This window comes from Aquabacterium soli, assembly GCF_003933735.1.
GTDB lineage: Bacteria > Pseudomonadota > Gammaproteobacteria > Burkholderiales > Burkholderiaceae_C > Aquabacterium > Aquabacterium soli.
The window spans coordinates 1-11758 of the sequence record NZ_RSED01000022.1; the positions used below are offsets into that span (position 1 = coordinate 1).

Below are 11758 nucleotides of genomic sequence, written 5' to 3' on the forward strand. Positions count from 1 at the left end.
CGAAACTCGGGGCGCTTCACTACTTGGCAGAGCCGGCCGCTGGAGCCGATGTACCCGGTGGTGTTCTTCGATGCCTTGCGGGTCAAGATTCGTGAAGACGCGGTCGTGCGCAACAAGGCGATCTACCTGGCCCTTGGCGTGCTGCCAGTCGGCTCACGTGACATCCTGGGTCTGTGGATCGAAGGCACCGAGGGCGCCAAGTTCTGGATGAAGGTCTTCAACGATCTCAAGACGCGTGGTGTCAATAACATCCTGATCGCCGTCACAGACGGCCTCAAAGGCATGCCCGAAGCGCTGGGCGCGGTGTTCTCTGCCACGACACTTCAGACTTGCATCGTGCGCCTGATCCGTGCCAGCCTGGACTTCGCCAGTTGGAAGGACCGCAGGGGGCCGGCGGCGGCGCTCAAGCCGGTTTATGCGGCCCCGACGATGGAGGCGGCCCTGGCCGAATTGGACGCCTTCGAGGCCGGCCCCTGGGGCCAGAAGTTTCCTACCGTCGTGGCAGCATGGCGAAGAGCCTGGGATCGGGTCATCCTCTTCTTCGCCTTCCCACCAGCTATCCGCAATGTGATTTACACAACCAACGCCATTGAGAGCATCAACGCCCAGTTGCGCAAGATCATCAAGACTCGAGGGCACTTCCCCAGCGATGATGCGGCGACCAAGCTGATCTGGCTGGCCTTGTGCAACATCACAGCCGAATAGGGGCGGGCAGCGCAGGACTAGAAAAACGCGATGAATCAGTTTGCGATCCTCTACGCGGATCGATTCATCAAATCCGCTGCGTAAGCAGCTTCACCGCCCTGAACACAAAAGATCTGACACTCCCCCTCGAACGTCCTCAAAAGACTTTCATTGAGTTCGATCGGATCCGGCCATTGCCCCTGAGGCTTGACGTTTTACCAACGCTCAGAGCCTTCTTACCCGAATCATCGTTTACAAGAATCCACAATCGCGTGAGAATCTCTCCAAAACAAGGGAGAGAACTCATGCCTTATATGGCAGCGGGCTAAGCGGACGGCTGACGTCCGAATTACCAATTCGCTCACACGCGCCACTTACAGTGGCCATGGTTAAAAACCGTGGCTGGCTGCTGCATGTTCAATTAATAACCAGGAGGTCTCCACCACTGAAAACACGTATCAGTTATTGAATTTCGGTTAATTAAGAGAAATACCAGTGAAAAACTTCGCAAAGCAAATCAAAAGCGCATTTCAGCTTGCCACCGCGGGCGTTGCTGTAGTGTCACTCGTCGCCTGTGGCGGTGGAGACAATACTGCCGACACGCAACAGCAGAGCAAATTTACGCCATCCAGCTTGAGCCAAGAGCAAATTGCCTCGCTCAGCGCTGCCGAGCTCAACACCCTCGTTGCGACGGCGCCATCCGATCAAGCTGCTTCCAGTGACACAGACCCAAAATCAGATCGAGCCAAGGCCATGACCGTGGACCCCGATCCGCCGGCTTCCTGTTCAACGATGTATTTCGGCACGAATGGCGTGCGGTGCTTCATCTACGGGTCTCCTGCACCCAACGGCATTCAAGGCACGGGGCCTTCGACCATTGCCTCCGTCAATCAATGGTGCCCTGAGATTCCCGTTGGCCAGTTGCTGCAAGGTGTGACGCCTCCCCCTGGTTCATTGGCTTGCTACCAGTTCGTTGTCAATGCCAGCACAGCAATCAACTTTCAGGCGCAACTGCCTGCTGGCGTCGTCGGAATTGGCGAGCTCTTCAACGTCAATACAAACGGCTCCGGCTTCATGATCGCAAAGTCGACCAGCCCGACAGCTCCGCTGAGTGGCACAGCCACCACCCAGTACCTCCGCTTGGTGCTGGTCATTCGCACCTCGAATGGCACCGGTGGCCAAGTGTTCGGATATGGCATCAACCTGCCTTCCGCGCCTACGTTGGCATCGAACACCACTTCTTCGAATGCTCATGTCATCGACATGAATGAAGAAGTGAGCGGTACGCTAGTCAACAACACTGACTCGGCGTACTACTTCTACCCACTGAAAACGGGGCAAACGAAGGCCTTGATCTCCGTGACCTTCAATGGTTCGAATCAGGTGGCAGCCTTCTCTTCGGCACAGAAGACCGGTCCGAACACCTACTCTGTTTCGCCAGAGACGCCCCTGTCATCGACGCAGTCAGGCACGCAACTCCTTTTCACCTCAACGTACGCAGCCAACACTGCAGGCACCACAACGCCAGCGGGCGTGATGGTTCGGGTGACTGGGACTAACTCAAGTGCACCCGCTAATCAAGCCTACGGGTTGCGGGTTGGTGCGCAGGTGGTCAACATCGCCAGCATGGACATCTATAACACCGAGAGCATCACCCGATGGTTCCCGGTGTCAGGCTTCCTGCAGGCTGCGAACTACATTTCGACCTACCTGGGGGCAATAGATGACCAAGGCGCATGGGTGAAGAACCAACCGGTTCAACTGACGGTGCAGCGGTTCAACAATGACATCAACTCCCGCCAGGTGATGACCGTCAAGACGAACATTTGGGGAAGAATTGCTGACACGCCAACCTTGCCTCAGACTGGCGGCGTCACCAAAACGACCAACTTTGCTGCCGCTTGTAGCGGATCCCTGCTGTCCAGCAACAACTATGGCCCGCCTGGCAACCCAACTGATCACTGGAAGGGGACTGCTCAAATGGGCACCGTGTCGGCAACATTGCTCGGCGCAGCCCCGGTCGCGCCGAAATATTCGACGTTCGCTATTCAGTTCACCCGCATTTGTTCCGAAACCTACCTAGGCTACTACTGATGAGGGCGTGGCCGGATTAAACACAGGAGAGATCGATGAACGTATCCAACGTCAACGCAGTCGCCTTGACCCCGGCCACCACACGCCCAACTTCGGCTTCGGAAGCTGCTGCTGCCGCTAAGTCCGGGCTGACGCCTATGCAGCAAGGTACAACTTCAAAGGCGCTTGAAGACCCGAACGTCACCCTTGACGCAAGCCTGACCTACACCGCGCAAGCGGCAAGATCTGCCAAAGAGCAGGAAGAGTTCGACTACGGGGTCGCATTGAACCACCGTCAGCAGCCTATGCAGCAGGCCAATACCGCGCTGGACACCATTGAGGATCGCATTGGTGATGTAGGAAAGGCTATCTCGGCCCAAAGGCCTGATCTAGGCAAGGCGAACTGGGATTTCACATTTTCCAAAGGCGACCTTCAAGTTACCGGGAATATATCTGCATCTGATAAAAAATGGATTGAAGCCAAACTAAATGGCGATTCTGCTTTGAAAAATGCTGCGAACGCATATGTCGAAGCAGCTAAGTCCTACTTGGAAACGAGCGATGAAAACCCCGCTTACGGGGCAATCAACGGATTTACGCACTCCGTAGTTTCCTACAATTTTTCGAACGTAAAAGATCAAATCGCCTCAGTCGGAGGATTTAGGAACATCCTCGACACGCTGAGCAATCGCTATAAAAACCCGTCAAATGGCGGAACTTTGAATCCCGGAGATTACCGGGGCGCGGACAGCCTAGAGTATTTGGCTTCCCTGCTGAAATGATAAAAACGGGCTATTTTAAGCAAGTCTTTTAGATATTCAAATAATCCTCAATACTGACGACGCGTTGCCCTTCTTGCGCGCGTTCAAGTCGCCGGCAGAGCCCAAGGCAGCAAGCGAGCTGTGTTGATTGCATCATCAAGGGCTCGGTGATGCGTACCTTCGAACTGCAGGGATGCCAGCTCAAGTGCTTTGCGCATCCCCACTTGTTTCCCGATTCGCCGAGCTTTCGCAAATGCCTGCTTCAAATTGATGTGCGGCAGTTCGATCGGGTTGTTCAAGCCCAGACGATGGCACTCACGATCCAACTGGTTGCGATCGAAAGCACCCCAGACAGTGTTTTCCAGGCAGACATGCTTGGACAGCGCGTTTTGAAACTATGTTTTGATTTTTGAGATTTGTTATCCGCTTCCTCCTTCGCGCCCATGTTCCACCGCCACACCCTCCCCGTCACCGCCTTCTCCCAAAACTGCTCCCTGGTGTGGTGCGATGAAACCAACGAAGCCGCCCTGATCGACCCGGGCGGTGACATCCCCCTGCTGCTGGGTGCCATCGAAGAACGCGGCCTCACGCTCAAGGCCCTGTGGCTCACGCACGCGCACATCGACCACGCCGGTGCCTCCGGCACGCTGGCGCGCACGCACGGCGTGCCCATCATCGGCCCGCACCCCGGTGATCAGTTCTGGATCGATGCCCTGCCCCAGCAAAGCCAGATGTTCGGCTTTCCGCAGGCAGAGCCCTTCGCGCCCACGCAGTGGCTGAAAGATGGCGACACCGTCACCATCGGCAAGCACACGCTGCAGGTGCTGCACTGCCCGGGCCACACGCCGGGCCACGTGGTGCTGTTCGAGCCCGCCACGCGCCACGCCTTCGTGGGCGATGTGCTGTTCGCGGGCAGCATCGGCCGCACGGATTTCCCGGGCGGCAACCATGCCGATCTGATCAACGCGATCAAGGGCAAGCTGCTGCCCCTGGGTGATGACATCACCTTCACGCCAGGCCACGGGCCTGAGAGCACCTTCGGCGAAGAGCGGCTCTACAACCCGTACCTGGCCGCGGGCCGCTGACCCGCGGGCTTGGCGCTCAGGGCGTCACACGCACCCAGCCACCGGCATCCTTGGTGGATGCGGGTTGGGTGGTGGTGGCGGGCTGCGCAACGGGCTGTGTGGCCGGCTTCGCCTGCTCAGGCGTGCCATGGCTGTGCACCGCCGTGGATTGCGGCGCGCTGGCCACGCCCCAGTACGCCAGCGCATCCTGCCCATCGGCCTGGCCCGTCTTGCGCGGCGCGTCGAAACGCTGCGGCGGCTTGCCGGCGCGCTGGAACAGGGGCATCACCTTGGGCAGGTTGGCCTCGATGTCCTGGATGCGGGTGCCGCTGGAGGGGTGGGTGGACATGAACTGCGGCGGCGCGCCCTTGTTGGCGGCCTCCATCTTTTTCCACAGGGTCACCCCGGCGCGCGGGTCATAGCCCGAGCGGGCGGCCAGTTCCATGCCGATCAGGTCGGCCTCTGATTCGTCTTCGCGGCTGAACTTCAGGGTCAGCAACTGGCTGCCCATGTTCAGCAGGGCATCGCCCGTGTTGCCCAGGCCCAGCACGCTGGACAGCAGGCTGGCGCCGATGCGGGTGGCGGCCGATTTGCCCATGCGGGCGCGGGCGTGCTCACGCAGGGCGTGGGCCATTTCGTGGCCCATGATCATGGCCACTTCGTCGTCGTTGAGCTGCAGTTGCTCCAGGATGCCGGAGTAGAAGGCGATCTTGCCGGCGGGCATGCAGAAGGCGTTGAGCTCTTTGGTCTTGAGCAGGTTCACCTCCCACGGCCAACTCTTGGCGCGCTGGTTCCACTCGATGCTGTAGGGGATCAGGCGCTTGGCGATGGCGCGCAGGCGGATCACCTGCGGATCGCCGTCAGTGCCCAGCACGCCCTTCTTGGCGGCCTCGGCCTTGAGCTGGTCGTACTGCTGCACGGCGGCCTGCTCGAGCTGCTCGGCCGGCACCAGGCGGCTGAAGCCCGATTGGTTGCCGACATCCACCCCTTCGCGCGCCAGCGCGGGGGTGGTGGCCAGGGCGGCGGCCAGGGCCAGGGTGGTGGCGGCGAACAAAGACACTTTTATTTTCATGATCTGCAAAGTCCTTCCAGGGGCTGGCCCGGGCGCATGCCACAGGCTGTCACAGGGCTTAACGCACCTCGTCGCGGGAAAGCATACGACGAACCTGCGGCAACAGCAGATAGGCCGGGAATGACAGCCCGAAGGTGATCAGGAAGAACAGGGCATAGCCCATCTGCTCCACCCCCAGGCCGCCGGCCCAGCCGGCCACCGCCCGCGAGAACGCGAATATGGAGGACAGGATGGCGTACTCGGTGGTGGCGCGCTGCTTGTCGGTGATGGCCATCAGGAAGGCCAGGAAGGCGCCCGTGCCCAGGCCGCCGGTGAAGCTCTCCAGCGCGCTGGCCGCGTACACGGCCGCCTGGTATTGCATGTCCACCGGCATGCCGGGCACGCCATGGGGCACCCACCAGGCCGCCAGCGCATAGCCCAGGTTGGACAGCGCCTGCGCCAGCCCCAGCACCCACAGGCCCTTGAAGATGCCGGCGCGGTCCACGTACCAGCCGCCCACCAGTCCCCCGGCGATCGACAGGCCCAGGCCCACGTTCACGGACACCAGGCCGATCTGCGCGGGGGTGAAGCCCGCGTCCACCCAGAAGGGCTTGACCATGAAGCCCATGGCCGCATCGCCCAGCTTGAACAGCAGGATGAAGGCCAGCACCGGCAGCATGCCCTGGCGCGCCAGCAGGCTGACCCAGCCGCCGAACACCGGGCCGTCGGCCATGGCGGTGGCGCGCGGGTCACGCGCGGCGGCCACCATCAGGCCGCTGCCCAGCAGCATCAGGCCCACAGGGATGGCGCCCTTGAACCACCAGGTGCCGCTGTAGGCGGTGATCCAGGCCAGCAGGGGGTTGGGATCGGCCACGGTGGCCACCGCAGCGGCATCGGGCTGCAGGGCCTTGGCCAGGGGGCCGAGCACGGGCCACAGCAGGCCGGCGATCACCAGGCCCAGGGCCAGCAGCCACAGGGGCTGGGCGCGCAGGCGGCCCCATTCGGCCGACCACGACGAGGTGGCCTGCTCGGCCTGCGTGCGCACCGCCACCACGCGCGGCAGCGGCGCGGGCGCCAGCAGCGCCAGCGAGCCGTTGATCAGCAGCAGCGCCGCCGCCATGGCGTAGGCGGCCTGCCAGTTGGGCGCGCCGGCCGTGCCCGTCCAGCCGGCCACCACCAGCATGCCGCCTGCCGTGAGCATGCCCACGCGGTAGAAGCCGATGCGCAGGCCGTTGGCGATGCCGTACTGACCGCGGGCCAGTTGCTCGATGGTGTAGCCGTCGGTGGCGATGTCGTTGGTGGCCGAGAGCACCGTGAAGGCGGCCAGCAGCACCCAGGGCCAGCTTTCGCCGCTGCCCAGGGCGCCGGGCTGCATGGCCAGCGCCGCCAGCACGGCCGCCATGCCCAGGTTGGCCCCCGCGATCCAGAAGCGGTGGCCGCGCAGGGCATCCACCAGCGGCGCCCACAAGAACTTCACCGTCCAGGCCAGGCCCAGCAGGCTGAGCAGGCCGATCTCGGCCGGGCCCACGCCCGCCTGGCGCATGTGCACCGGGAACAGGTCGAAGAACAACCCCAGCGGCAGGCCTTCCGAGAAGTACAGCAGGGCCACCCAGAACATCAGGCGGGAGGTCGTCGGCGGCCGGGCAGCCACGGCGGAAGGGGGTTGCGTCATCCCGGCATTCTAAAAAGGCCTGAGAGGCGTCGTTCTGCGACTTATCTCCTTAATTTGGGACGCGTTGCTGCCGAAAACCCGATGTCGCCCGTCTGCCCTCGCAGGCCCAGGGCATCAGCTGTGCTCCACAGGAGTCTTTTGGAAATGAAGTTTCGAACAAGAATCTGGATGCTGCCCCTCAGCGCGGCGGCGGTTTTCATCGTGGGCATGATCGTGTCCTTCTTGATCAACGACCAGACGTCGGCGCGCTTTGACCGCCTGTCGCAGGTCGATGCGCCTTACGCAGAGCACGTGGCCCGCGTGGAGCGAGCCATTGAACAAGTGAGTATTCACTTACAGGGCGCCGCCATCGAAGGCAGCGTGGACCGCCTGGCCGATGCGCAGACCGCCGTGGCCGCCGGCCGCAAGGCGCTGGACGCGCTGAAGAAGCTCGATGGCAAGACCAAGGAAGCCACGGCCCTGGCCGATGCTTTCGAGGCCTTCCAGTCCAAGGGGCTGGCCGCCACGCGCGGCATGATCGAAAAGAGCGGTGGCGCCGATGACGTCGGCCAGATGCAGACGGCGCTGCAGAACCTCAACAACGTGCTCAAGACGCAGCAGACCGAATCTGCCGCCGAGCTGGCCGCGGCCGCCCAATCGGTGCAGCAAGGCATGCGCATCAGCCTGTGGGCCTCGGTGATCACGGCGCTGGTGGTGCTGGTGGTGCTGGGTGCGGCCTCGTGGGCCATCGTCACCTCGGTGTGGAAGGACCTGGGCGACGAGCCGGCCGAGTTGCGCAAGCTGGTGGGCCGCATCGCCGAGGGCGATCTGGACATCGACATCCGCCGTGGCCAGGGCGACAGCGGCTCGCTGCACGCCTCGCTGGCCGACATGGTCAACCGCCTGCGCGACACGGTCAGCGTGATCCGCATGGCCACCGATTCGATCTCGACCGCATCGACCGAGATCGCCACCGGCAACCAGGATCTGTCCAGCCGCACGGAGAACACCGCCTCGAACCTGCAGCAGGCCGCCAGCTCGATGGAGCAGTTGACCGGCACCGTGCGCCAGAGCGCCGATGCCGCCCGCCAGGCCAACCAGCTGGCCTCGGGCGCTGCCACGGCCGCGCAACGCGGCGGCGAGATCGTCTCGCAGGTGGTGACCAACATGGCCGAGATCGACGGGGCCAGCCGCAAGATCACCGAGATCATCAGCGTGATCGACGGCATCGCCTTCCAGACCAACATCCTGGCGCTGAACGCCGCGGTGGAGGCCGCACGTGCCGGTGAACAGGGCCGCGGCTTTGCCGTGGTGGCCGGCGAGGTGCGCTCACTGGCGCAACGCAGCGCCGAGGCCGCCAAGGAGATCAAGACGCTGATCAGCGCCTCCAGCGAGAAGGTGGAATCCGGCTCGAAGCTGGTGCAGGACGCCGGTGTCTCCATGCAGGAGATCGTGAGCAGCGTGCAGCGCGTGTCGGACATCATCGGCGAGATCAGCGCGGCATCGACCGAGCAGAGCCAGGGCATCGGCCAGGTCAACAATTCGGTCAATGAGCTGGACCAGATGACGCAGCAGAACGCCGCCCTGGTGGAAGAATCCGCCGCCGCGGCCGAGAGCCTGCGCGAGCAGGCCAGCAAGCTGGCCAACGCCGTGGCCGCCTTCAAGCTGGGCCATGCCCGCATGGTGGCGCAGGCCGAGGCCCGTGGCCACGCCAACGAGGTGATCGCCCGTGCCCAGGCCACCGCCCGGCAGATGCCGGAGCCGCCGACCACGCCCGTGCTGAGCGCCAAGCCCGTGTCGGCACCGAAGGCCAAGGCCATCGCGCCGGTGGCCCGCAAGCCCGTGGCACCGCAGTTGCCACCCGCTGCGGCGCCCCGCAAGGCCCCGCCGGCCGCCTCGGCACCGCCCAAGGACGACGATTGGGAAACCTTCTGATCGGGCGCTGATGGGCCGCTGATCGGCGTCACAACGCGATAGGCTTCGGGGCATGGACACACCTCCATGCCCCGAACTTCTTTTGGACCGGCCTGCCGCGACATGACCATGCTGAACTTCGCCGCCAACCTGTCGTGGCTCTACACGGAGCTGCCTTTCCTGGACCGCTTCGAGGCCGCCGCACGCGACGGCTTCAAGGGCGTGGAATGCCTGTTCCCGCACGAGCACCCCACCGCCGAGATCCAGGCGCGCCTGCGCGATCTGGGCCTGCAACTGGTGCTGTTCAACGCGCCCCCGGGCGACTGGGCTGCGGGCGAACGCGGCCTGGCCTGCCTGGATGGGCGCGAGGCGGATTTCCAGAACAGCATCAGCTCGGCACTGGCCCAGGCCCAGGCGCTGAACTGCCCGCGCGTGCACGTGATGGCCGGCCTGAGCGCGCCGGGCGCGGCGGCTGACAGCGCGTGGTCGCGCTACGAGGCCCGGCTGGGCTGGGCCGCCGGCCAGGCCAGCGCCGCCGGCATCACCTTGCTGATCGAGCCGATCAACACGCGCGACATGCCCGGCTACCTGCTGAGCGGGCAGGCGCGCGCCCACGGCCTGGTCGAGCAAATCGGCTCACCGCACCTGAAGGTGCAGATGGACCTGTACCACTGCCAGATCATGGAGGGCGACATCACCACGCGCCTGCGCCGGTGGCTGCCCACCGGCCAGGTGGGCCACCTGCAGGTGGCCGCCGTGCCGGACCGGGGCGAGCCCGACCAGGGCGAACTGCACTACCCGCACGTGTTCGCCGAGCTGCAGCGCCTGGGCTGGGCAGGCTGGATCGGCTGCGAATACAGGCCGCGCCAGGCCGTGCCGGGCGGCACCACCGCAGGCCTGGGCTGGATGCAGGCCTGGCGCTGAACGCCCACGCGGCGCGCTTTGCGGGATACTTCGGGGCTTCGCGCCCCTGCGCATCGGCCATTTCATCGGCCATGTGCGCCGATGCACCGCCCGCGTGTCCACCATTCACCGCCACACCATGACGACCACTGCACCGTCTGCCACGACACCGCTGCCCGACACGGCCACCACGCGCGATGGCCTGCCGCTGGCCTTGAGCCATTGGCCCGTGGAGGCTGGCCAGCCCGTGCAGGGCGTGGTCTGCCTGGTGCATGGGCTGGGCGAGCACGCGGGCCGCTACGCCCACGTGGCGCGTTTCCTGAACCAGGCAGGCTGGGCCGTGGTGTCCTACGACCACCGGGGCCATGGCCGCTCACCCGGCCCACGCGGCGGCCTGGTGCACGACGACGACCTGCTGCACGACCTGGCCGCCGTGATCGACACGCTGCGCCGCGCCTACCCCAGCCAGCGCCTGCTGGTGCTGGGCCACAGCCTGGGCGGCCTGGTGGTGTCGCGTTTCGTGTCGGCCTGGGCGCGCCCGGCCGAAGACGCCGCATGGCGCCGCCCCGTGGACCTGTGCGTGCTGTCATCGCCCGCGCTGGACATCGGCCTCAACGCCGTGCAGAAGGGCCTGCTGAACAGCCTGGGCCGCCTGACGCCCGACCTGGCGGTGGGCAATGGCCTGAAGCCCGAATGGGTGTGCTCCGACCCCGCCGTGGTGAAGCGCTATGTGGACGACCCGCTCGTGCACGACCGCATCACAGGCCGGCTGACGCGCTTCATGCTGGAAGGCGGCGAGACCGTGCACGCACGGGCCGCCAGCTGGACCGTGCCCACGCTGCTGCTGTACGCCGGCAGCGACCGCTGCGTGCGCCCGGCCGGCAGCGAGCGCTTTGGCGCCGCGGCACCGAAAGACGTGGTCACCACCCACGCCTACCCCCACATGGCCCACGAGATCTTCAACGAGCCCGACCAGGCCACCGTGCTGAAGGACCTGGGCGCCTGGCTGGCGGCGCGCTGAACACCAACGCTGCCGCGCGAGCCTCATCAACCACACATCGATCGATCCGGAAGTTCCACCATGGCCATCAAAGCCACCATCTACAAGGCCCAGCTTCAACTGGCCGACATGGACCGCCATGTCTACGCAGACCCGCAGACCACCATCGCGCGCCACCCCTCGGAGACGGACGAACGCATGATGATCCGCGTGCTGGCCCTGGCCATGGGCTGGCCGGCCGACACATCAGAGGGCACGCTGGAGCTGGCCAAGGACATGTGGGACACCGACGAGCCCGCGCTGTGGCACAAGAACTTCACGGGCGATATCCGGCACTGGGTGGACGTGGGCCAGCCCGACGACAAGCGCCTGATGAAGGCCTGCGGCCGCTCGGACAAGGTGAGCGTGTGGGCCTTCCAGAGCAGCACGAACGTGTGGTGGAACAACATTGCCGGCAAGCTGGTGCGGGCCGACAAGCTGACGGTGTGGCAGGTGCCCACCGAGCAGAGCCAGGAGCTGGCCAAGCTGGCTCAGCGCAGCATGGTGCTGCAGGTGACGGTGCAGGACGGCACCGTGTGGGTGGGCGATGGCGACCGGTCGGTGGAGATCACGCCGGTGAAGCTGGTCGGGGCCGACTGAGCACAGCCAGCCCCGGTC

At 64.5% G+C, this 11758-nt stretch carries 9 protein-coding genes and 2 pseudogenes; 8 read left to right on the forward strand and 3 right to left on the reverse strand.

The window, feature by feature from the left end; all coding sequences use genetic code 11:
- From EIP75_RS20330 to EIP75_RS20340, 3 genes and pseudogenes are all read left to right on the forward strand, one after another.
- Positions 1-789, forward strand: a pseudogene (locus tag EIP75_RS20330) (IS256 family transposase); the annotation flags it as partial.
- Between the two features lie 390 nt (positions 790-1179).
- Positions 1180-2778, forward strand: coding sequence for a hypothetical protein (locus tag EIP75_RS20335; protein WP_125245030.1), 1599 nt, complete (start codon positions 1180-1182; stop codon positions 2776-2778).
- Between the two features lie 35 nt (positions 2779-2813).
- Positions 2814-3539: a hypothetical protein gene (locus EIP75_RS20340; protein ID WP_125245031.1), complete on the forward strand. Its 726-nt coding sequence runs from the start codon at positions 2814-2816 to the stop codon at positions 3537-3539.
- Positions 3540-3622: 83 nt separating this feature from the next.
- On the opposite strand, the gene EIP75_RS20345 is transcribed toward EIP75_RS20340, so the two are convergent.
- Positions 3623-3844, reverse strand: a complete 222-nt coding sequence (locus tag EIP75_RS20345) for a hypothetical protein (RefSeq protein ID WP_338014949.1) — start codon at positions 3842-3844, stop codon at positions 3623-3625.
- Positions 3845-3961: 117 nt separating this feature from the next.
- On the opposite strand from EIP75_RS20345, the gene EIP75_RS20350 reads away from it, so the two are divergent.
- The gene (locus EIP75_RS20350) at positions 3962-4603 is read left to right on the forward strand and encodes an MBL fold metallo-hydrolase (RefSeq protein ID WP_125245032.1); all 642 of its coding nucleotides are present in this window, start codon (positions 3962-3964) and stop codon (positions 4601-4603) included.
- 238 nt (positions 4604-4841) lie between these two features.
- Here the strand turns inward: EIP75_RS20350 and EIP75_RS20355 are convergent.
- Positions 4842-5654 (reverse strand): annotated as a pseudogene (locus EIP75_RS20355) (M48 family metallopeptidase); the annotation flags it as partial.
- Positions 5655-5712: 58 nt separating this feature from the next.
- A complete protein-coding gene (locus tag EIP75_RS20360) occupies positions 5713-7305 on the reverse strand; it encodes an MFS transporter (protein WP_125245034.1) in 1593 nt (530 codons plus the stop codon).
- A gap of 168 nt (positions 7306-7473) precedes the next feature.
- On the opposite strand from EIP75_RS20360, the gene EIP75_RS24910 reads away from it, so the two are divergent.
- From EIP75_RS24910 to EIP75_RS20380, 4 genes are all read left to right on the forward strand, one after another.
- Entirely contained in the window at positions 7474-9219 is a 1746-nt protein-coding gene (locus EIP75_RS24910; protein WP_338014950.1) for a methyl-accepting chemotaxis protein, read from the forward strand.
- Between the two features lie 108 nt (positions 9220-9327).
- The gene (gene otnI / locus EIP75_RS20370; RefSeq protein ID WP_125245091.1) at positions 9328-10122 is read left to right on the forward strand and encodes a 2-oxo-tetronate isomerase; all 795 of its coding nucleotides are present in this window, start codon (positions 9328-9330) and stop codon (positions 10120-10122) included.
- Between the two features lie 94 nt (positions 10123-10216).
- Positions 10217-11122: an alpha/beta hydrolase gene (locus tag EIP75_RS20375; protein WP_233584962.1), complete on the forward strand. Its 906-nt coding sequence runs from the start codon at positions 10217-10219 to the stop codon at positions 11120-11122.
- A 60-nt stretch (positions 11123-11182) separates the two neighbouring features.
- Positions 11183-11740: a YaeQ family protein gene (locus EIP75_RS20380; protein WP_125245036.1), complete on the forward strand. Its 558-nt coding sequence runs from the start codon at positions 11183-11185 to the stop codon at positions 11738-11740.
- The last annotated feature ends 18 nt before the right edge of the window (positions 11741-11758 follow it).

What these genes read in the sequence shown, in the direction of transcription:
- EIP75_RS20360 (WP_125245034.1), bottom strand. Translation starts at nt 7,305, where the DNA reads ATGACGCAACCCCCTTCCGCCGTGGCTGCCCGGCCGCCGACGACCTCC.
- EIP75_RS20380 (WP_125245036.1), top strand. Translation starts at nt 11,183, where the DNA reads ATGGCCATCAAAGCCACCATCTACAAGGCCCAGCTTCAACTGGCCGAC.
- EIP75_RS20340 (WP_125245031.1), top strand. Translation starts at nt 2,814, where the DNA reads ATGAACGTATCCAACGTCAACGCAGTCGCCTTGACCCCGGCCACCACA.
- EIP75_RS20350 (WP_125245032.1), top strand. Translation starts at nt 3,962, where the DNA reads ATGTTCCACCGCCACACCCTCCCCGTCACCGCCTTCTCCCAAAACTGC.
- otnI (WP_125245091.1), top strand. Translation starts at nt 9,328, where the DNA reads ATGCTGAACTTCGCCGCCAACCTGTCGTGGCTCTACACGGAGCTGCCT.
- EIP75_RS24910 (WP_338014950.1), top strand. Translation starts at nt 7,474, where the DNA reads ATGCTGCCCCTCAGCGCGGCGGCGGTTTTCATCGTGGGCATGATCGTG.